Source organism: Gilliamella apis, from assembly GCF_002142155.1.
Taxonomy (GTDB): domain Bacteria; phylum Pseudomonadota; class Gammaproteobacteria; order Enterobacterales; family Orbaceae; genus Gilliamella; species Gilliamella apis.
In genome coordinates this window covers 54,512-77,002 of record NZ_NASD01000001.1, presented here as the reverse complement: position 1 = coordinate 77,002, position 22,491 = coordinate 54,512, and the positions used below count along the sequence as shown (strand labels likewise).

The 22,491-nt window shown below is 36.7% G+C and carries 21 protein-coding genes and 1 tRNA gene; all 22 read left to right on the top strand.

Annotation, left to right across the window (positions count from 1 at the left end):
* Nucleotides 1-8: 8 nt before the first annotated feature.
* The 22 genes from glmM (at nucleotide 9) to lysS (ending at nucleotide 22,296) form a co-directional block, all read left to right on the top strand.
* Nucleotides 9-1,346 (top strand): phosphoglucosamine mutase, encoded by a 1,338-nt coding sequence (gene glmM, locus B6C84_RS00380; protein ID WP_086353733.1) that lies wholly within the window; start codon nucleotides 9-11, stop codon nucleotides 1,344-1,346.
* Nucleotides 1,347-1,598: 252 nt separating this feature from the next.
* Entirely contained in the window at nucleotides 1,599-2,381 is a 783-nt protein-coding gene (gene atpB / locus B6C84_RS00375; protein WP_034901508.1) for a F0F1 ATP synthase subunit A, read from the top strand.
* 36 nt (nucleotides 2,382-2,417) lie between these two features.
* Nucleotides 2,418-2,648, top strand: a complete 231-nt coding sequence (gene atpE, locus B6C84_RS00370) for a F0F1 ATP synthase subunit C (protein ID WP_034901511.1) — start codon at nucleotides 2,418-2,420, stop codon at nucleotides 2,646-2,648.
* 24 nt (nucleotides 2,649-2,672) lie between these two features.
* On the top strand, nucleotides 2,673-3,143 hold the full coding sequence (atpF, locus tag B6C84_RS00365) for a F0F1 ATP synthase subunit B (protein WP_086353732.1): 471 nt from the start codon (nucleotides 2,673-2,675) through the stop codon (nucleotides 3,141-3,143).
* Between the two features lie 13 nt (nucleotides 3,144-3,156).
* Nucleotides 3,157-3,690, top strand: a complete 534-nt coding sequence (atpH, locus tag B6C84_RS00360; protein WP_065614741.1) for a F0F1 ATP synthase subunit delta — start codon at nucleotides 3,157-3,159, stop codon at nucleotides 3,688-3,690.
* Nucleotides 3,691-3,701: 11 nt separating this feature from the next.
* Nucleotides 3,702-5,243, top strand: coding sequence for a F0F1 ATP synthase subunit alpha (gene atpA / locus B6C84_RS00355; RefSeq protein WP_034901516.1), 1,542 nt, complete (start codon nucleotides 3,702-3,704; stop codon nucleotides 5,241-5,243).
* Nucleotides 5,244-5,257: 14 nt separating this feature from the next.
* A complete protein-coding gene (gene atpG, locus B6C84_RS00350; protein ID WP_086353731.1) occupies nucleotides 5,258-6,127 on the top strand; it encodes a F0F1 ATP synthase subunit gamma in 870 nt (289 codons plus the stop codon).
* Nucleotides 6,128-6,174: 47 nt separating this feature from the next.
* Complete coding sequence (gene atpD, locus B6C84_RS00345; protein WP_034901521.1) at nucleotides 6,175-7,557, top strand: F0F1 ATP synthase subunit beta; 1,383 nt, start codon at nucleotides 6,175-6,177, stop codon at nucleotides 7,555-7,557.
* 26 nt (nucleotides 7,558-7,583) lie between these two features.
* A complete protein-coding gene (locus B6C84_RS00340; protein ID WP_034901523.1) occupies nucleotides 7,584-8,009 on the top strand; it encodes a F0F1 ATP synthase subunit epsilon in 426 nt (141 codons plus the stop codon).
* Between the two features lie 266 nt (nucleotides 8,010-8,275).
* Nucleotides 8,276-11,485 (top strand): exodeoxyribonuclease V subunit gamma, encoded by a 3,210-nt coding sequence (recC, locus tag B6C84_RS00335; RefSeq protein ID WP_086353730.1) that lies wholly within the window; start codon nucleotides 8,276-8,278, stop codon nucleotides 11,483-11,485.
* Nucleotides 11,486-11,493: 8 nt separating this feature from the next.
* Nucleotides 11,494-12,291 (top strand): TatD family hydrolase, encoded by a 798-nt coding sequence (locus tag B6C84_RS00330; RefSeq protein WP_086353729.1) that lies wholly within the window; start codon nucleotides 11,494-11,496, stop codon nucleotides 12,289-12,291.
* A 42-nt stretch (nucleotides 12,292-12,333) separates the two neighbouring features.
* The gene (gene panS, locus B6C84_RS00325) at nucleotides 12,334-13,299 is read left to right on the top strand and encodes a ketopantoate/pantoate/pantothenate transporter PanS (protein WP_086353728.1); all 966 of its coding nucleotides are present in this window, start codon (nucleotides 12,334-12,336) and stop codon (nucleotides 13,297-13,299) included.
* Between the two features lie 129 nt (nucleotides 13,300-13,428).
* On the top strand, nucleotides 13,429-14,817 hold the full coding sequence (locus B6C84_RS00320) for an MFS transporter (protein ID WP_086353727.1): 1,389 nt from the start codon (nucleotides 13,429-13,431) through the stop codon (nucleotides 14,815-14,817).
* A gap of 19 nt (nucleotides 14,818-14,836) precedes the next feature.
* Nucleotides 14,837-15,469 carry an MBL fold metallo-hydrolase gene (locus tag B6C84_RS00315; RefSeq protein ID WP_034901529.1) on the top strand — a complete coding sequence of 211 codons (633 nt, stop codon included), beginning with the start codon at nucleotides 14,837-14,839 and terminating at the stop codon, nucleotides 15,467-15,469.
* A gap of 123 nt (nucleotides 15,470-15,592) precedes the next feature.
* Nucleotides 15,593-16,183: a biotin transporter BioY gene (locus B6C84_RS00310; RefSeq protein ID WP_086353726.1), complete on the top strand. Its 591-nt coding sequence runs from the start codon at nucleotides 15,593-15,595 to the stop codon at nucleotides 16,181-16,183.
* On the top strand, nucleotides 16,153-16,746 hold the full coding sequence (locus B6C84_RS00305) for a YiiX/YebB-like N1pC/P60 family cysteine hydrolase (RefSeq protein WP_086321151.1): 594 nt from the start codon (nucleotides 16,153-16,155) through the stop codon (nucleotides 16,744-16,746). The genes B6C84_RS00310 and B6C84_RS00305 overlap by 31 nt, the downstream gene beginning before the upstream one ends.
* 94 nt (nucleotides 16,747-16,840) lie before the next feature.
* Nucleotides 16,841-16,916, top strand: a tRNA-Asn gene (locus tag B6C84_RS00300).
* A gap of 212 nt (nucleotides 16,917-17,128) precedes the next feature.
* Entirely contained in the window at nucleotides 17,129-17,857 is a 729-nt protein-coding gene (locus tag B6C84_RS00295) for a type 1 glutamine amidotransferase (protein ID WP_086321150.1), read from the top strand.
* Nucleotides 17,858-17,885: 28 nt separating this feature from the next.
* On the top strand, nucleotides 17,886-18,716 hold the full coding sequence (locus B6C84_RS00290) for a VanW family protein (RefSeq protein ID WP_086321149.1): 831 nt from the start codon (nucleotides 17,886-17,888) through the stop codon (nucleotides 18,714-18,716).
* A gap of 134 nt (nucleotides 18,717-18,850) precedes the next feature.
* Nucleotides 18,851-19,477, top strand: coding sequence for a Fe-Mn family superoxide dismutase (locus tag B6C84_RS00285; protein ID WP_086321148.1), 627 nt, complete (start codon nucleotides 18,851-18,853; stop codon nucleotides 19,475-19,477).
* 174 nt (nucleotides 19,478-19,651) lie between these two features.
* Nucleotides 19,652-20,750, top strand: a protein-coding gene (gene prfB, locus B6C84_RS00280; protein WP_108720917.1) for a peptide chain release factor 2 whose coding sequence is annotated in 2 segments (ribosomal slippage) — nucleotides 19,652-19,726 and nucleotides 19,728-20,750 — 1,098 coding nt in all. Because the reading frame shifts where the segments join, the coding sequence is not laid out codon by codon here.
* A gap of 31 nt (nucleotides 20,751-20,781) precedes the next feature.
* Entirely contained in the window at nucleotides 20,782-22,296 is a 1,515-nt protein-coding gene (lysS, locus tag B6C84_RS00275) for a lysine--tRNA ligase (RefSeq protein WP_086353725.1), read from the top strand.
* Nucleotides 22,297-22,491 lie beyond the last annotated feature (195 nt).

Genomic DNA, 22,491 nt, shown 5'->3' with positions numbered 1-22,491 from the left:
GAAATAACATGTCTAATCGGAAATATTTTGGGACAGATGGTATTCGTGGAAAAGTTGGAGAATATCCTATAACGCCTGATTTTGCTCTCAAATTAGGTTGGGCTGCTGGGCGAGTACTAGCTAAAGATGGTGTAAAAAAAGTCATCATCGGTAAAGATACTCGCATTTCAGGCTATATGCTGGAATCAGCATTAGAGGCAGGATTTGCTTCGGCTGGTGTTGCCGCCGCTTTTACTGGCCCAATGCCAACACCAGCGATTGCTTATTTAACTCGCACATTTCGTGCTGATGCAGGTGTAGTCATTTCTGCCTCACATAATCCTTTCTATGATAATGGCATTAAATTTTTCTCAAACGAAGGACGCAAACTTGATGATGCAATTGAGTTAGAAATCGAAGCACAACTAGAGAAAGAGATCGATTGCGTCGAATCAAAACAATTGGGTCGGGCCAGTAGAATAACTGATGCTGCTGGTCGCTATATTGAATTTTGTAAAAGTACTTTTGATCACGATTTAAGTTTATCAGGCCTAAAAATTGTGGTGGATTGTGCTAATGGTGCCACCTATCACATTGCCCCGAAAGTATTGCGTGAGCTTGGCGCTAAAGTAATCAAAATTGGTTGTGACCCTGATGGCGTGAATATTAATGAAAATTGTGGTGCCACTGATGTAAAAGCTTTAACTGAGAGAGTTATCAGTGAAAAAGCCAATTTAGGTTTCGCCCTTGATGGTGATGGTGACCGTATTATTATGGTTGACCATAAAGGTAATAAAATTGATGGTGACTTAATTATTTATATTATTGCTCGAGAAGCGTTAAGACAGGGTCAGCTAAAAGGTGGAGTGGTCGGTACGCTAATGAGTAATATGGGACTGGAAATCGCCCTTAAAAATCTTGGAATTCCATTTGTAAGAGCAAAAGTCGGCGATAGATATGTACTTGAAATGCTAGTTGAAAAAAATTGGCGATTAGGCGCTGAAAATTCAGGTCATGTTCTACTGCTAGATAAAACGACTACCGGTGATGGTATTGTTGCTGGCTTACAAGTTTTAGCTGCCATGGTACGCAATAATATGTCATTAGCTGATTTATGTAGTGGTATGACAATGCTACCACAAATATTAATTAATGTTCGTTTCTCAGGTAAAGATGATCCATTAACGAATCCTGAAGTTAAATCAGCCATTGCGCAGGCAGAACAACAACTCAGTAATAATGGACGAGTGCTCATACGTAAGTCAGGCACAGAGCCTCTTATTAGAGTGATGGTTGAAGGTAGCAATCAATCACAAGTTCAGCAACTTGCGGAACAAATTGCTAATGCAGTTAAACAATCAAATTAGCCTATTTTTTCTACATTAATTAGGCAATTGGTGAAAATTATTTCTAATAAAGTGAGTAATAAAGTTGTTATTCTTTACGCAAAATTAGTAAAAAGTGTCTAAATTCTTTATTTTTTTAATCAGTTGTTGACTTAATATAGGCAATTAGGTTTAAAATAACAGCTTCGGTTATTGCAGTAATTGTTTATACCTTTTAAGGTAAAAAATATAACAAGCTGTAGTTTTTATTTTTGAAATAGGTAAGAGGGTTATATGGCAGTTTCCTCTCCAGCTTCACCGCAAGCTTATATAAAACACCATCTAGAGAACTTGCAAGTCGGTTCTGGTTTTTGGACCTTTAATCTTGATTCATTGTTCTTTTCAATTTTACTTGGTGTGCTGTTTTTATGGATTTTCCATCGTGTTGCAAGGAAAGCAACGAGTGGCGTACCAAGTAAACTTCAATGTGCAGTCGAGATGATCTTTGAATTTGTCAATAATACCGTCAAAGACATGTTTACTGGCCAAAATAAACTCATTGCCCCTTTAGCTCTTACTGTGTTTATTTGGGTTTTCTTAATGAATCTGATGGATCTCATTCCAGTTGATTTCTTACCTTACGCTGGACAATATTTAGGTTTATCACATTTAAGAGTAGTACCGACAGCTGACGTTAGTATTACCATGTCAATGTCTTTAGGCGTATTTGCGCTTATCATCATCTATTCAATCAAATATAAAGGGATTACAGGTTTTATTAAAGAATATACTTTACATCCTTTTAATCATTGGGCATTTGCACCAATTAACTTAGTCCTAGAACTTGTTAGTTTATTAGCTAAACCTGTCTCATTAGGATTACGACTTTTCGGTAACATGTATGCTGGTGAACTTATCTTCATCTTAATTGCTGCACTATTACCTTGGTGGTCACAATGGGTATTATCATTACCATGGGCTATTTTCCATATTTTGATAATTACCTTACAAGCATTTATTTTTATGGTGTTGACGATTGTCTATTTAGCGATGGCTTCGGCAACAGAAGATCATTAATTTTTAAATTTTTTTGATAATAAACTGGAGTATATAATGGATAGTATGTTATTTGTAGCCGCAGGCATAATGATGGGATTAGCTGCAATCGGTGGTGCAGTTGGTATTGGTTTATTAGGTGGTAAATTCTTAGAAGGTGCTGCTCGCCAACCAGAATTAATGCCTATGTTACGTACCCAATTCTTTATCGTTATGGGCTTAGTTGATGCGATCCCTATGATTTGTGTAGGTATTGCGTTATATGTCATTTTTGCTGTTGCAGGCTAATAATAATTTAAGAGGAATTGTCTCATGAATATGAACGCAACTCTCCTCGGCCAAGCAATTACATTTGTATTGTTTGTTTGGTTCTGTATGAAGTTTATTTGGCCACCCGTTATCCGAGCGATTGAAAAACGCCAAAAAGAGATAGCAGATGGACTTGCTTCAGCAGAAACAGCAAAAAAAGATTTGGAATTAGCCAAAGCAAATACATCTGACATAATGCAACAGGCTAAGGTTGAGGCTAATGCAATTATTGAGCAAGCGAATAAACGCAAAGCAGCCATTCTTGAAGAAGCACAACAAGAAGCTTCTCGTGAAAAAGAAAGGATTGTTGCTCAAGGACTTGCTGAAGTTGAAGCTGAGCGCAAACGTGCTAGAGAAGAGCTTAAACAACAAGTCGCTACACTCGCTATTGCCGGTGCAGAAAAAATTATTGAACGTTCTGTTAATGAAGCCGCTAACAGCGACATCATTGATAAACTCGTAGCTGAACTATAAGGAGAATAGAGCAATGGCTGACTTAATTACGATTGCTCGCCCTTATGCTAAAGCCGCTTTCGACTTTGCTGTTGAAAAAAATAGCATCGAATCATGGCACAAAATGTTGGTGTTAACATCTGAAGTGAGCAAAGATGCTCAAATCAGAAGTATCTTAACATCTGACATGAAAACCGATTCAGTGGCTAACTTACTCATCAATATCTGTAAAGATGTATTAGATGAGTTTAGCACTAATTTTATTAAAGTTATGGCTGAAAACAAACGTTTATCGCTTCTTCCTGAAGTGTTAAGTTTGTTTGAGCAATACTGTCTAGATAAAGAAGCACAAGCAGATGTTGAGGTTATTTCTGCTAATGAGCTTACCAGTGAACAACTTGATAAAATTTCTGTCGCAGTCGAAAAACGTTTATCACGAAAAGTAAAACTAAAATGTCATATTGATAAATCGCTCATTTCTGGTTTTATTATTCGTACGGGCGATATGGTTATTGATAGTAGTATCAGAGGGCGTCTAAATCGACTAAATGACGCTCTACAGTCTTAAGGGGACTGATAATGCAGCTAAATTCAACTGAAATAAGTGAACTAATTAAAGAGCGGATAGCTCAGTTCAATATTGTGAGTGATGCTCACAATGAAGGAACTATCATATCTGTAAGTGATGGTATTCTTCGAATCCACGGATTAACTGATGTAATGCAAGGTGAAATGATTGCATTACCAGGCAACCGTTATGCAATGGCATTAAATCTTGAAAGAGATTCTGTTGGTGCTGTGGTCATGGGACCATACGAAGACTTATCTGAAGGGATGAAAGTGCAATGTACTGGCCGTATTTTACAGGTACCAGTAGGTGATGGTTTATTAGGCCGTGTTATTAATACTCTCGGTGAACCAATTGATGGTAAAGGTTCTATTCAACATGATGGATTTTCACCAGTAGAAGTGGTTGCTCCAGGTGTTATCGACCGTCAATCAGTTGACCAAGCATTACAAACTGGTTATAAAGCGGTTGACTCAATGATTCCAATTGGTCGTGGTCAACGTGAACTTATCATCGGTGACCGTCAAACAGGTAAAACCGCATTAGCAATTGACGCCATTATTAATCAACGTGATTCTGGTGTTAAATGTATCTATGTTGCAATCGGTCAAAAACAATCAACTATTGCTAACGTAGTGCGTAAACTTGAAGAGCATGGTGCACTTAAAAACACAATTGTGGTGGTGGCATCAGCATCTGAATCTGCAGCATTACAATACTTAGCACCTTACGCTGGTTGTGCCATGGGAGAATACTTCCGTGATCGCGGTCAAGATGCATTAATTGTTTATGATGATTTATCAAAACAAGCGGTTGCTTATCGTCAAATTTCATTATTACTTCGTCGTCCACCTGGACGTGAAGCTTACCCTGGTGATGTATTCTATCTTCACTCTCGTTTACTTGAACGTGCAGCTCGGGTTAACGAAGCTTATGTTGAGGAATTCACTAAAGGTGAAGTAAAAGGTAAAACAGGTTCATTAACTGCATTACCAATTATCGAAACTCAAGCAGGAGACGTTTCAGCGTTCGTACCAACTAACGTAATTTCGATTACTGATGGTCAGATCTTCCTTGAAACCAGCTTATTTAACTCAGGTATTCGCCCAGCGGTAAACCCAGGTATTTCGGTTTCTCGTGTTGGTGGTGCTGCGCAAACTAAGATAATGAAAAAATTATCTGGTGGTATTCGTACTGCTCTTGCACAATATCGTGAATTAGCAGCATTCTCACAATTTGCCTCTGACTTAGATGAAGCAACAAGAAACCAATTAAGCCATGGTGAAAAAGTAACTGAATTACTCAAACAAAAGCAATACTCACCAATGACTGTTGCTGAGCAATCAATTGTACTTTACGCTGCGGAGCGTGGTTATCTTGAAGATGTTGAACTTGCTAAAGTATTATCATTTGAAACAGCACTTCTTGCTTATGCCCATAGTCAATATGCCGATTTTGTTAAGCAAATCGACGAAACAGGCAATTACAATGATGAGATTGAAAACAAGTTAAAAGCAATGCTTGAAAGCTTTAAATCAACTCAAACTTGGTAAGGGTGAGGTAACAAATGGCTAATGCAAAAGAAATTAGAACGAAAATTGCCAGTATCCAAAGTACGCAAAAAATCACCAAAGCGATGGAAATGGTAGCTAATTCTAAAATGCGTAAAACGCAAGATAGAATGGCGGCTAGTCGTCCATACGCTGAAATGATTCGTGAAGTAATTGGACATTTAGCGTTAGCTCAAATAGGCACTAAACATCCTTATCTGGAAGAAAGGGATGTTAAGCGAGTTGGCTATCTTATCATTTCAACCGATCGTGGTTTATGTGGTGGATTAAATATCAATCTTTTCAAAACTGTTATTGCTGATATGTCAGCATGGCAAGAGAAAGGCGTTGAAGCAGATGTCGCTTTAATTGGTTCTCGAGGTGTTTCGTTTTTCTCTTCAATAAAAACCAACATCTTAACCCAAGTAACCAATTTAGGTGATGAACCAACTTTATCTGATTTAATTGGTCCGGTAAAAACAATGCTTGAGGCATATGACAACGGTAAAATTGATAAACTATATATTGTAACCAATAAGTTTATTAATACCATGTCGCAAAAGCCAACAATACAGCAATTATTACCATTACCGGCTTCAGAAGATAAAGAACTTAAAGCTTCATCATGGGATTATATTTATGAGCCTGATGCAAAATCATTATTAGATGTGATTTTACGTCGTTATATTGAATCACAAGTCTATCAAGCGGTGGTTGACAATTTAGCGAGTGAACAAGCAGCAAGAATGGTGGCCATGAAGGCAGCAACCGATAACGGTGCAAATTTAATTAATGAATTACAAATTGTGTATAACAAAGCCCGTCAAGGTGCGATCACAAATGAATTGATTGATATTGTATCTGGTGCAGCTGCTGTTTCAGGTTAGTGCTAAATATTGGCTTATAGTTAAGAAAAAGACGTAGAGGATTAAAAATGGCTACTGGAAAGATTGTCCAGATCATCGGTGCGGTGGTTGATGTCGAATTCCCAGAAGATGCAGTACCAAAGGTATATGATGCATTAGAAGTGGAAACTGGCACTGATAAATTAGTTCTGGAAGTTCAGCAACAATTAGGTGGTGGCGTTGTATGTTGTATTGCAATGGGCTCATCTGATGGTTTAAGACGTGGACTTAAAGTAGTAAATACTGGTCACGGCATTGAAGTTCCTGTGGGAACAAAAACACTTGGCCGTATTATGAACGTGCTTGGTGATCCTGTTGATAAAGCAGGTCCAATTGGTGAAGAAGAGCGTTGGGCGATTCACCGTGCAGCACCAACATACGAAGAGTTGGCTAACTCAACAGAATTACTTGAAACTGGTATCAAAGTTATCGACTTAATTTGTCCTTTTGCCAAAGGTGGTAAAGTCGGTCTATTTGGTGGTGCTGGTGTTGGTAAAACTGTAAACATGATGGAATTAATTCGTAACATCGCTATCGAGCACTCAGGCTACTCAGTATTTACTGGTGTAGGTGAACGTACTCGTGAAGGTAACGACTTCTATCATGAAATGAAAGAATCAAACGTACTTGATAAAGTATCATTGGTTTATGGTCAGATGAATGAGCCACCAGGAAACCGTTTACGCGTAGCGTTAACTGGTTTAACCATGGCAGAAAAATTCCGTGATGAAGGTAAAGACGTACTATTATTTATCGATAATATTTACCGCTATACCTTAGCCGGTACCGAAGTATCTGCACTATTAGGTCGTATGCCATCTGCGGTAGGTTACCAACCGACATTAGCAGAAGAAATGGGGTTATTACAAGAACGTATCACCTCAACTAAAACCGGTTCAATTACCTCAATCCAAGCAGTATATGTACCTGCCGATGACTTAACTGACCCATCGCCAGCAACAACCTTTGCTCACTTGGATGCAACAATCGTATTAAGTCGTCAAATCGCATCATTAGGTATCTATCCAGCGGTTGACCCACTTGACTCAACCAGTCGTCAATTAGATCCACTTGTTGTTGGTCAAGAGCATTACGATTGTGCTCGTGGCGTACAGTCAATTCTTCAACGTTATCAAGAATTAAAAGATATCATTGCAATTCTTGGTATGGATGAATTATCAGAAGATGATAAATTAACTGTTGCTCGTGCACGTAAGATTCAACGTTTCTTATCTCAACCATTCTTCGTTGCAGAAGTGTTCACAGGTTCACCAGGTAAATACGTACCATTAAAAGACACCATCAGTGCCTTTAAAGGTATTATGAACGGTGATTATGATCATATTCCTGAACAGGCATTTTATATGGTTGGTTCAATCGACGAAGCGATTGAGAAAGCGAAATCTCTCTAAGAGATTTATAGAACGGAGAGAGCATTATGGCACTAACTTCCTATCAATTAGAAGTTGTTAGTGCTGAATCTCACCTTTTTTCAGGTGATGTTCAGCGAATCAGAGTCACAGGACGAGAAGGTGAACTTGGGATTTATCCTGGTCACACTCCGTTACTGACAACCATTAAGCCGGGAATGGTCGGGATTGTTAAAGCCGATGGTGAAGAAGAGTTTATTTATCTATCTGGCGGTATTTTAGAAGTACAACCAACCATGGTAACAATCTTAGCTGATACCGCCATTCGTGGTGAAGACTTGGATGAAGCAAGGGCTCAAGAAGCAGTAAGACAAGCGCAAGAACACATTAATCACCCTAGCGATGATATGTCTTTTGCTCAAGCATCTGCTGAACTTTCAAAAGCCTTAGCAAAAATACGAGTTATAGAATTAACTCGTCGTTTAGGACAATAAGGATTATTGATCACTAAACTAGGCAATAAAAGGCTACAAATTAATAAATTGTAGCCTTTTTTATTATTTGCTGAACGACTATTTGAATTATTACTATCTAAAAGACACAATTTTTACCTCTAAAAAACCCCTTTCCTCAAAATTTTTATAAACCATTGGTATTTTATATAGTTATTTAGTTATAAAAAGTTACTATTTAAACATGGCTAGATTTATTAATAGCAATCAGCGATAATCTGATTAATTCTATTAATATTAATGTAACTATGTTCACCATTTATCATTCAAATCAAGTTGATTTACTCAAATCACTCGTTAGCGAATTAATGCGCAGAGATCCGCTAGAACAGGTTTTTATGCCTGATATGGTTATGGTGCAAAGCCAAGGTATGGCACAATGGTTACAAATTGAATTAGCCAATGATCTGGGGATTGTTGCTAATGTTGATTTTCTCTTTCCAAGCCAATTTATCTGGCAGTTATACCAAACTCTGTTACCTAATTCACCTCTGGAAAATAGTTATAATGTCGAATCAATGACTTGGCGTTTGTATTATCTATTACCAAAAATAATCGAGCGACCTGAATTTGATACCATTAAACATTATCTTAATATTGATAAAGAAGAACGAAAACAGTATCAATTAGCGACTCGAATCGCACAATTATTTGACCAATATTTAGTTTATCGCCCTGACTGGTTAGCCAAATGGGAAAGCAAGCAAACGGTAACTGAACTAAATCATCATCCAGATGAAATCTGGCAATCTGAATTATGGCGACAACTAATTGCAATTAGTCAACCTTATCATCGTGCCAATATCTATCAGCAAATGTTGGACATTTTGTTAGATAATGATTTCGATCGCACAAGATTAAAATCATTACCGAAACGAGTCTATATTTTTGGTATTACCTCACTACCGCCAATTTATTTGTCATTATTATCAGCACTTGGTCAACACATTGATGTCCATTTAATGTTTAACAATCCTTGCAAATGGTACTGGGGCGATATTGTAGAAAAACAGCTATCAGAGATCCAAAATACACCTAATAATATTCCTAACCAATTATTAACATCTTGGGGTAAATTAGGACGAGATAACCTATTTTTATTGCAAGAGTTCAATAATAAACAAGACATTGATATCTTTGTCGATAATAAGCGCCAGTGTCTATTACAGGCTATTCAGCAAGATATTTTAGAACTTTATCAAACCAGTGATGTAAAATCTCCTATAGATAAAACAGATAGATCAGTAACCTTCCACGCTTGTCATAGCGAACAGCGTGAGGTCGAAGTACTTTATGATTATCTATTATCTGCATTTGATGCCGATCCAACACTCGAATTACGTGATTGTATTATCATGGTTTCAGATATTGATAAATATGTACCCTATATTCGGTCAGTATTCGGTAACGCTGAAGGACAACGCTATCTACCATTCACAATTTCCGATCAAAAAGCGCGTAACATTGATCCAATGGTGCAAGGATTTTTTGCTATATTAAACTTTACCGAAAGCCGCTTTACCGCTGAAGAATTATTTAATCTACTTGAAATTCCAGCCATTGCTGAAAAGTTTGCCATAAGTGAGTCACAACTAACTTTATTACATACTTGGATTATTGAATCAGGTATTCGTTTTGGTCTAGAAAATGCTCACAGTTGGCTATTTGGCCTTGAACGGTTATTACTTGGTTATACCATGAATAGTGAACAAGGTGGTTGGCAACAGATATTAGCTTATGATGGTGCTACCGGCTTAGATGCTGAATTAATCGGTCAGTTAGCAGAATTTATAAAATCGGTGCGTAAATGGTTAACCATTCTCAGTGAAGATAAGCCATTAACTGAATGGCAAGGCTGCTGTATTGAACTGATTAATGATTTTTTTGTTAGTAATGACTCACGTGAATCAATTTTATTAATGATCCAAGAAGAGTGGCAAAAGCTGATCAGCAGTGGTTTAAATGCCAATTTTACCGACAACATCTCGATAACTATTTTACATGATGCAATGCAATCACGATTGGAGCAAAATCACCTAGCCCATCGTTTTTTAGTCGGTAAAATAAACTTTTGTACTATGATGCCAATGCGTTCGATTCCTTTTAAATTAGTATGTTTATTAGGTATGAATGATGGTGATTATCCAAGAACATCTTTACCTTTAGATTTTGACTTAATTGCTCAAAATCCTCGTCGAGGTGATCGTAGTCGACGTATTGATGACCGTTATCTGTTTTTGGAAGCTATTTTATCTGCACAAGATCAACTCTATATCAGTTATATCGGTCGAGATATGAAAGATGATAGCGAACGTTATCCGTCAGTATTAGTCGATGAGCTTTGGGATTATATTGTGCAGTATTATCATGATGCTACTGATAAAGATTCAGATAAAAACACGCCTTTAATTGATAATTTAAGAACGTTGCATACTCGCACACCATTTAATCCACAAAATTTCTTAAATGAACCTAAAAGTTATGCTGATGAGTGGTTACCTGCCGCATTAAAAGCGGGAGAAAACCAATCATTTATCAGCGGTATTAGCAAAGTCATTGTGGATAATATTAATCTAGATGAATTAAAACGTTTTTATCAACACTCTATTCGGTTTTTCTTACAAAAACGCTTTAATTTTTACGTCAATTATTTAGATGACACCTTGCCCGATGCTGAAAACTTTAGCCTAGATAACTTAAAACGCTATCAACTTAATCTACAAATTTTAAATGAAATGATTGCTAAAGATTCACAAGGTTGTGATAACTTTTACCAACGACTTAAGCTAACAGGTGAATTACCAGATGGTGCCTTTGGTGAGATTATTTATGATGAACTATGTGAAGCACTGCAACCTTTAGCCAATAAAATCATTGAAGAGAGAACCAATCCATCAACCTTAGAGGTAAATTTAACCATTTCGATAGATGAACAACATTATCAATTACAAGGTTGGCTAACCCATATTCAAGCAGATGGTATTTTAACTTGGCGCCCAGCTAAACTCTCAATTCGTGATGGTATGTCATTATGGATCGACCACTTAATTTACTGTATTTTGAATTGGGATAAAACCGACAGCCAAAGTCGCTTATATGGCCGAGAAGACAACCAATGGCGATTTTTACACATTGATGCCCCACAAGCGTTAACCCTATTAACGGATCTCGTTGAAGGTTTTATAAAAGGTGTCAACCAACCACTATTAATGCCATTACAAAGCGCATGGAGCTGGTTACTTGCTGCATATAATCCAAAAACAGGACAAATTGAACCTAGTGAAAAAGCAATAAGCAAATTATTAACCACTTGGCAAGGTGGCCAATTTCTTACCGCAGAATGTGATAGTTATTACGCAAGGCTTTATCCCGAATTAACCGATAATCTAATTGAACAAATAATACAGTTTGCTCAGCGATATTTATTGCCGATATTATTACATCAAGTCGAACAATAGGAGGCACTATGTTTATCGATACGCATTGCCATTTCAATTTTCCTGCTTTTGTTACCGATCTCGATAATTCAATCAATAATATTCGCCAAGCTAAAATTAATAGCCTAATTATTCCTGCTGTATCAGCAACACATTTTAGTCAAATATTACAACTCACTGAGCAATATAGTGAACTTTATGCAGCACTCGGTTTACACCCTATCTATCAACACTCTCAGGCTGATCTTGAACAACTATCAGATATAGTTAGTACTTACCCCAAAAAATTAGTTGCCATTGGTGAAATTGGCTTAGACCGTTATGACCAATCTGTTGATTGGCAACAGCAACTAGATTTTTTTCGAGCTCAATTAGTATTAGCCAAGCGCTATGATCTACCCGTTTTAATCCATTCACGCAAAACACACGACATTATCTATCATGAATTACATCAAGCTAATTTGCCATGTCGAGGGGTGATCCATGGCTTTTCAGGTAGTTATCAACAGGCATTGCAATTTATTAAATTAGGCTATTATATTGGTGTTGGTGGGGTAATAAGTTATACCAGAGCCAATAAAACTCGCCAAACCATTGCAAAATTACCGCTGGAAAGTTTAGTGTTGGAAACTGATGCACCTGATATGCCGTTAAGCGGTCGCCAAGGACAAATAAATCGTCCCGAAAACATTGTCGATATCTTTAATATTCTTAGTCAATTGCGAACAGAACCGCCTTCACAAATAATTAACACTATCTTAACAAATACCTTGACGCTATTTAGTAGAATTAATAGAATGGAAATTACAAATCCAATCAAAAGATAACCATTTAATTATTAATGATTTATCAACAAAAGGTGATATTTTATGTCGCAGCGCTATAGTCAACTTTTTGTACAATCCATTATTTCATTAACTCGATTATTTCCATTATGGGCAATTCTTTGTGCAATAGCTGCCTATTTTTCACCTGATACCTTTCTACCTGTGCGACCACATACATCACAATTATTAATGTTTGTCATGTTTACCATGGGGGTGACGTTAAGTATTGATGATTTTAAACGCGTCGTCACCAAACCAAAAGCAGTCATAATTTGTACTTTACTGCATTATATTGTAATGCCAGTGACCGCGTTAATCTTATCTAAATTATTCACTATGCGACCAGAGCTATTAGTCGGCATGGTTCTTGTGGGGAGCGTTGCTAGTGGTACCGCCTCGAATGTGATGATTTATCTCGCTAAGGGGGATGTAGCATTATCAGTTACTATTTCATCGGTATCAACACTGGTTGGCGTTGTAGTCACCCCATTACTGACATTATTGTTAGTTGGTACTACCGTTGAAGTTCCGGTTTGGGATATGTTGGTACATATTGTCCAAATTGTGCTCATCCCTATTATTTTAGGTTTAATTGTCCACCATTTTTTATATCCTGTGGTAAAAAAATGTGAACGATTCTTACCACTGTTGTCAATGCTTTGTATTTTATTAATTATTTGTATTGTTGTTGCCGGTAGCCATGCTCTCATTACTCAAGTAGGTATAACCGTTATCTTTGCCGTTATTATTCATAATGGTGTTGGTTTACTAGGTGGCTATTGGGGCGGTCGTTTATTTGGTTTTGACGAGTCCACTTGTCGAACTATGTCTTTAGAGGTAGGCATGCAAAACTCAGCATTAGCTGCAACATTAGGTACAACCTACTTTTCAGCATTATCGGCACTACCTGCTGCGGTCTTTTCTGTTTGGCACAATATTTCTGGCTCACTATTGGCTGGTTATTGGCAAGGAAAACCCGTTAAAAATAAGAAAAAATCCAGCAATTAACAGAGCATATTGTAAAATAGCATTCATTAGCTCTCTTACTCAATCATACCCGATGAGTAAGAGAGTATAATCTTAGGGTTAATAAAACTCCTCTGCTTCCAGCATATCAATCAATTTTAGGCTGAACAAATGAATAGCGAACTACAGTTACCACCTTTTGTCTATCGTATATTACCTTGGATTGCTGCATTTGCTTTTTTTATGCAATCACTCGATACCTCAATTCTAAATACTGCTTTGCCAACTATGGCTAAAGATCTCAATGAATCGCCATTAAATATGCAATCAGCGGTAATCTGCTATACGTTAACTTTGGCGCTGTTTATCCCGGTAAGTGGCTATTTATCTGATAAATTTGGTACTAAAAACATCTTCGTTATGGCCGTATCGCTTTTTACATTAGGATCACTACTGTGTGCTTTATCCAATTCCCTAATATTCTTAGATATATCTAGGGTAATCCAAGGTATTGGTGGTTCAATGATGGTACCGGTTTCTCGCTTAGTTTTGATTAAAGCATTTAAACGTAACGAGTTTTTAGCGGCATTAAATACCGCAACAATTCCAGGATTAATCGGACCAGTACTAGGGCCAGTTTTAGGCGGTTATCTAGTCGATATGGTGAGTTGGCATTGGGTATTTTTGATTAACTTGCCAATTGGAATTTTAGGGGTATTTATTAGCTTAAAGTATATGCCTAACATTAAAGGCAAACATATGCCTTTTGATTTCTTTGGTTTTCTTTTTATCGTTATTACTTTTATCAGTGCCACCCTTAGTGTCGAATGTTTAAATCAAGGTCAACAATATTATTTACCAATAACACTTGCCATCATCAGTCTGATTTTTTTATTTATTTATCGAACCTATGCGCAAAAAAAATCTGGACCACTATTTCCACTATCATTATTTAATATCCGGACGTTTAAAATCGGTATTATCGGTAATTTAGTTTGTCGATTGGGCATTTCTGGCGTGCCTTTCCTTATTCCACTATTTTTACAAGTTGGTTTTGGTTATTCAGCAATTTTTGCTGGCATGATGTTAGTCCCTATGGCTATTGCTTCAATTTGTACCAGATTTTTTATTACGCGGATTCTTGCTCGTTTAGGTTACCGTTTTGTATTGGTCGCTAATACCATCTTAGCTGGAATTTTGATTCTTTTAATGTCATTAATAAACTTAGCGACACCATTAGTAATATTAGGCATTTTGCTATTTTGCATTGGCGGAATCAATTCAATGCAATTTACCTCAATGAATAGTATAACATTAGCTAATTTACAAGGTGAAAGCACCAGCAGTGGTAATAGTTTAATGGCGGTTAATCAGCAATTAGCCATTAGCTTTGGTACTGGTTTTGGTGCGGTATTAGTAAGATTATTCAGCAATTCAACAACTACTATTCACGCATTTCAATTAACCTTTGTTATACTAGGCATCGTAACTATGCTATCAAGCATAATCTTTGCGCAATTAAACAAAGAAGATGGGCAAAATTTAACGTCTCGGCACTAAGCAACAAGGAGAAAACACTATGTTTCAGTATCAAATCATTCCAGTTACCCATTTTCAGGAAAACTGTAGCATTATTTGGTGTGATGAAACAAAGGAAGCCGCATTTATCGATCCGGGTGGCGAAGCAGAACTACTTAAAAAAGCGGTTGAAAAGCTTGGTGTTAACATCAAACAAATACTCCTAACTCATGGCCATTTAGATCATGTTGGCGCAGCGATTGAATTAGCGAAACATTATAATGTTGAGATCCTTGGTCCTAGCCAAGAAGATGAATTTTTATTGTCAAACTTACCACAACAATGCATGCAATTCGGGTTTCCATATATTGACAGCTTTTTACCCGATCGTTGGTTAAAGGAAGGTGAACAAGTGAAAGTCGGCAATATCACTTTAGATATTCTATTCTGTCCCGGCCACACTCCCGGTCATATCGTATTTATTAATGCTAAAGATAAAATTGCTTTTGTCGGTGATGTCTTATTCAAAAGTAGCATTGGCCGTACCGACTTTCCTCGAGGAAATCATACTGATTTAATTTCCTCTATCACAAATAAACTATTTCCGCTTGGTGATGATTTTATCTTTGTTCCCGGCCATGGTCCGATGTCGAGCTTTGGCAATGAACGAATGACAAATCCTTTTTTAGTTTAAAACAAATTTAGTTTAAAACAAAATTCCCCCAACAAATGTAAACTATTTTATAAAAAAATAGTTTACATACTTTGTTTTTGTATTATTATGGCACTACTATTTAGCTTTTAATGGTAGAAAATAATGAAACAACAATTAACATCGTACTATCCAACTTATATTAATACACTGTTTAACTTATCCTCTTGGCAACGTAAGTTGTACGCAGTAACTTGTGCCGCATTGCTGCTAGGTGTTGCCGCAAATATCAGTATTCCAACCTATCCGGTACCATTCAGTCTACAATCATTAGGCGTGCTTCTGATCGGAGCTTGTTTGGGGCGTAAATTAGGTGCTCTAGCAATTCTTCAATACCTATTTTTAGGTGCATTAGGATTACCACTATTCGCCAATGGTAGCGGTGGCATTATGGCGCTTGCATCTCCTTCTGCTGGTTATTTATATGGTTATGTATTTAGTGCTTATTTAGCTGGATATGCAGCAGAAAAAGGTTACGATCGTCGTTTTCTGTTAGGCTTAGTTGCCTTTGCTTGTGCTCACCAATTATTATTTGTCTTTGGTGTGGTCTATTTAATGGGGTATTTACATATTTCCCTTAGCGAAGCGATACAAGTAGGTTATTTACCTTTTGTTGGTGTTGATGCACTTAAATTTATCATCGCAACTTGTGTCATGTTTTCATTATGGCGTCATCACGCGAAAAAACATCAATAACAATGCAATCTGGCGATATTATTTTTCAATCCCAGCATGAAGAAAGCGAATTTAATAAAGCGATTACGCATTCTGGTTCACAGCTTAGCTCGGATGAGATAATCAATCAAATAAGCCATGTTGGTTTATATATTGGCAATAATATCGTCATTGAAGCCACTCAAAAACATGGGGTAATCCAACAGCCCCTTAACAACTTTTTAGCTAGCGCTCAATATAATTTAGTCGCAACCATTTTTAATGATTCCGTCATTAAAAACGCATTAATGCGAGTACAAACCTGCCTAGGATTGCCTTATAACCATAGTTTTCGCGAAGATGATAAAGGGTTTTACTGTAGTGAACTGATTACTTATGCCTTCAAGTACCCATCTGGTGAAGATTATTTTCAACGTTATCCTATGAACTTTAGCGATTTAGCCACAGGCCAAATTCTGCCTTATTGGATCAAATATTATCAAGCATTAAATCAAACGATCCCTGAAGGAGAACTAGGATCACATCCACAACAACTCCTCAGACAAAAGACATTATTCAAGACAATCCGAATACTTGAAGCATAATAATCGAGACAACCTGATACAAAAAACGCATTTTAAACAATTTAACTATTGACATAGCGTCATTAAATCTATAATATGCGCGCTACATTTCGGTTCCTCCATAGTTCAGTCGGTAGAACGGCGGACTGTTAATCCGTATGTCACAGGTTCAAGTCCTGTTGGAGGAGCCAACTTTCCGAATATTGAAATCTGCTCAAGCAGATTTTTTTATGCCTATTATTCTCTGTTCTATAACTCATTCGTTCATCGCCTACTAATATCTTTGCTATTGTCTTTCTTAATAAAAGATTCATAATAATTATTGCGCTTAATTTTCCATATTCATATCTAATGGCAATTGAGTACTCTGAACGATAATAGTTAGGTTAAAGGAGATTTACCAATGCATTTGCATTTTATTATTCATGAAGATTTCGAAGCTCCTGGAGCTTATGAGCAATGGGCTAAAGAACATCATTATACCATTAGTTATTCTCGTGTTTATCTTGGTGAATCTCTTCCCAACAATGTCGATAATATTGATATGTTGATTATTATGGGTGGCCCACAATCACCAGCAACAACCAAACAAGAGTGCCCGCATTTTGACTCGCTAGCTGAACAAGCTGTAATATTATCGGCTATCAATTCAAAAAAAATCGTACTTGGCGTCTGTCTTGGTTCACAATTAATTGGTGAAGCATTAGGTGCCCCACATGGACATAGCCCGGAAAAGGAAATCGGTAAGTTCCCTATTACCTTAACTGAAATGGGTAAAAATAATCCTTTATTTACTGATTTTGGCAATAGTTTAGCTGTCGGCCATTGGCACAATGACATGCCTGGTTTAACCCAAGCAGCACAAATTATTGCTTATAGTGAAGGCTGCCCACGGCAAATCATTGCTTATGGTCCTTTAGTATATGGTTTTCAATGCCATATGGAGTTAACTCCAGAAGTTGTTGAACAGCTAATTGCTCACTCTGAAAGTGATCTTAAACAAGCAGCAAAATATCGTTTTGTTGATACACCTAATCAACTTCGTTCGCATGATTATTCTGAAATGAATCAAAAACTGTTTGGCTTTTTAGATAAATTAAGCCTTAATTATTTATCAACTATAGCAAAATAAGCAATTCAGTGGTTAGGGCTGTTGTTGTATGCAAAAGACTATTGTAGATAAACCTAAAAAACGCAGTAATTTAAGATTAAAATTAGGTAAAGAATATTTTATTCTCAAACGTAAATTAGATTGGTGGCGCAATCGTCACACCTATAGCGTAATTGATAAGAATAATAATACTTGCTGCTATTCTCATAAAAAACATCAATCGGTTTTGTTAAGACAACTGAAAGATGTTGATATGTATTTGCAATATAACAAAATCACTAACCTGCGCTTAGCAATTGAACAGCTCGACGGTTCGATAATTGAGCCCAATCAACGATTTTCAATTTGGCAAAAAGTTGGTCGGCCATCAAAGAAACGCGGCTTTTTAGAAGGTCTCTCATTACATAATGGCCAAATCGGCAAAGATATTGGTGGTGGTTTATGCCAACTTGGCAATTTGATTTACTGGATGGTATTACATTCAGATTTAACCATTATTGAACGATGGCGTCATAGTTTTGATGTTTTTCCGGATGTTAACCGTACTATTCCATTTGCTTGTGGTGCGACACTTTCTTATAACTATATCGATTTACAATTACTCAATAAAACCAATACAACCTACCGACTTAATCTTTGGTTAGATGATGAATATTTACATGGTGAACTACTTGCCAATACACCGTTATCTTATCGCTATGAAATATTCGAAACCGATCACGTTATTGAACAACAATGGTGGGGCGGATACACTAGACACAATAAGATATGGCAACGAAAAACCCATTTGCTCGATAATCAAATAGAGGAAAAACTCATTAGTGAAAATCATGCAATTATGATGTATACACCTTATTTAACACAACCAAACGAAGTATAAAAATCATACAGCAATGATATTAAATTAGATAGTCATAAGCTATCTAAACAATAGTTTGTGGGATATATAGATAGACCGTATACTCGATGGTATAAATAAGTTAAAAATACTTAATAAATGAAAGGAGCAATTTCATGGCTTATACATTACCCCCTTTACCTTATGCTTATGATGCTTTAGAGCCTTATATCGATACTGAAACAATGCATCTTCATCATGACAAACATCATCAAACTTATGTAAATAATGCTAATGCATTATTAGAATCTCTACCTGCTGAAGTTAAAGACTTTTGCCCTGAAACATTACTAAAAAATCTAGACAAAGTACCTGCAGACAAAGTTACTGGTGTTAAAAATAATGTTGGTGGTCATGTTAACCACACCCTATTCTGGGAATTATTAAGAGTTGGAACTGAACTTAAAGGTGAACTTAAAGCTGCTATTGAAAAAGACTTTGGTTCAGTTGATGCATTTAAAGAAAAATTCTCAGCTGCTGCGGCAACGCGTTTTGGTTCTGGTTGGGCATGGTTAGTATTGAAAAATGATAAGCTAGAAGTGGTTTCAACTGCTAATCAAGATTCCCCAATTATGGGTGAAAAATTCTCAGGCGTTTCTGGCACACCAATTTTAGCGCTTGACGTTTGGGAACACGCTTATTATTTAAAATATCAAAACCGTCGTGCTGATTACATCGGTGCATTTTGGAATGTTATTAACTGGGATAAAGTAGCTGAATTATACGCAGAAGCGAAAAAATAAGCTCATTTAAAAATATCACATTATAAAATGACGCAATACGCGTCATTTTTTATTTATTATTCATTTACATTATTATCAATGATGTAAACAAATTGGTAATTGCTAAGTTATACTTAAATCCGTTACAATGTAGGATTAATTAAAAAACTTAAAAAATTAACAAAACAGCATAATATGTTTGAAATTAATCCTATCAAATCGAAAATAGCCGAATTAACCGAGCGAACAGATGTGATTCGGGGGTATCTTTGACTACGATCTCAAGAAAGAACGTCTTGAGGAAGTCAATGCTGAATTAGAACAATCGGAAGTTTGGGCAGATCCAGAAAAAGCACAAGCATTAGGTAAAGAACGAGTAATGCTTGAAGAGATCATCAATACCATTAATTCATTAGATCAAGGACTTGATGATGTTGAAGGCTTGCTTGAACTTGCTGTTGAAGCTGAAGATCAAGATACTTTCGATGAAGCAAGTCTAGAACTAGAACAATTAGAAAAAAAACTAGCTGGTTTAGAGTTCCGTCGAATGTTCTCAGGTGATTATGATAGTGCTGATTGTTATTTAGATATCCAATCTGGATCTGGTGGCACTGAAGCACAAGATTGGGCGGAAATGCTACTTAGAATGTATCTCCGTTGGGCTGAATCAAAAGGATTTAGTACCGAAGTGATGGAAGTATCAGATGGTGATGTAGCCGGCATAAAATCGGCCACCATTAAGGTATCTGGTGATTATGCTTATGGTTGGTTACGTACCGAAACTGGCGTTCATCGCTTAGTACGCAAAAGTCCATTTGATTCAGGTAACCGACGTCATACATCATTTGCATCAGTATTTGTCTATCCAGAAATTGATGATAATATTGATATTGATATCAACCCTGCCGATCTACGTATTGATGTTTATCGCGCATCTGGTGCAGGTGGTCAGCATGTTAATAAAACTGAATCTGCTGTTCGTATTACCCATGTGCCAACAGGGATTGTGACTCAATGTCAAAACAATCGCTCTCAACATAGTAATAAAGATCAAGCGATGAAGCAGCTCAAAGCGAAACTTTATGAGCTGGAAATTCAGAAAAAGAATGCCGAAAAACAGCAGATGGAAGAAAATAAATCCGATATTGGTTGGGGTAGTCAAATCCGTTCATATGTACTTGACGACTCAAGAATTAAAGATTTACGTACCGGCGTCGAAACCCGTAATACTCAAGCCGTTTTAGATGGTGATTTAGATCAATTTATTGAAGAAAGCTTAAAAGCAGGTTTATAACCCTGTTTGGTGATAAATAAAAGGTAATATTATGTCAACACAGCAAGAGCAACAAAACCATATTGAAGAGTTAAACAACGAGCTTACAATACGTCGTGAAAAGCTAGCTGCAATTCGCGAACAAGGCATTGCTTTCCCAAACGATTTTCGTCGTGACGCAATTTCAAGCGATCTTCATAAATTGTATGATGATAAAACTAACGAAGAGCTAATCGAAAATAAAATTATCGTTACTGTTGCTGGTCGCATGATGATGCGCCGTATTATGGGAAAAGCATCATTTGTATCACTACAAGATGTGACTGGACAAATCCAACTTTATGTCACTCGTGATGATCTACCAGAAAATTATTATAACGAACAGTTTAAAAAATGGGATCTTGGTGATATTGTTGGTGCTAAAGGTTATTTATTCAAAACCAAAACAGGTGAGCTTTCAATTCATTGTCAAGAAATTCGCTTATTAACAAAAGCACTACGTCCATTACCAGATAAGTTCCATGGCTTAGCCGATCAAGAAATGCGTTATCGTCAACGTTACCTTGATTTAATTACTAATCAACAATCACGCGATACCTTTATTGCTCGCTCTAAAGTGGTAACTGAAATTCGCAACTTTATGCTTGAAAACCACTTTATGGAAGTCGAAACACCAATGATGCAAGTTATCCCTGGTGGGGCATCAGCTAAACCATTTATCACTCATCACAATGCGCTTGATCTAGATATGTACTTACGTATTGCGCCAGAACTTTACTTAAAACGTTTAGTTGTTGGTGGATTTGAGCGTGTTTTTGAAATCAACCGGAATTTCCGAAACGAAGGCGTATCACCAAGACATAATCCAGAATTCACAATGATGGAAATGTACATGGCTTATGCCGATTATAAAGATTTGATCGTATTAACCGAAGCATTATTCCGCCGTTTAGCTATCGCAGTAACGGGTGATGCAGTTGTACAGTATGGCGAGCATACATTTGATTTTGGAAAACCATTTATCAAAATGACAATGCGTGAAGCAATTTGTCATTATCGTCCAGAAACGAATAATGCCGATTTAGATGATTTTGATAAAGCATGTGCAATTGCCAAAGATGTGGGTATCAAAGTAGAAAAAGGCTGGGGATTAGGTCGAGTTGTAACTGAAATTTTCGAAGAAGTTGCTGAAGCTAACTTAATACAACCAACTTTTATCACCGAATATCCAGCTGAAGTATCACCACTGGCTCGTCGTAATGATGAAAACCCATTTGTCACTGACCGCTTTGAATTTTTCATCGGTGGACGAGAAATTGGTAATGGTTTCTCAGAACTTAATGATGCAGAAGATCAGGCGCAACGTTTTGCCGATCAAGTATCACAAAAAGATGCTGGTGACGATGAAGCAATGTTCTATGATGAAGATTACATTACTGCATTAGAACATGGTTTACCACCAACTGCAGGCCTAGGGATCGGTATTGACAGAACTGTAATGTTATTTACCAATAGTCATACTATTCGCGATGTCATTTTATTCCCAACAATGCGTCCAATTAAATAACGGTTGTTACTTACTATTAAACCAAACTCACTTATTGAGAAATAAGTGAGTTTTTTATTTTTCAAAAACCCCTTTCCTCAATTTTTTTTAAAATAGCTTTACTATTTGGAAGTTATTACTCACTTACGTTTGTAAACAACATACGGTAAATCAAATCTATTTTATTATGCAAAAATAATAGTTATTAAGTTAATC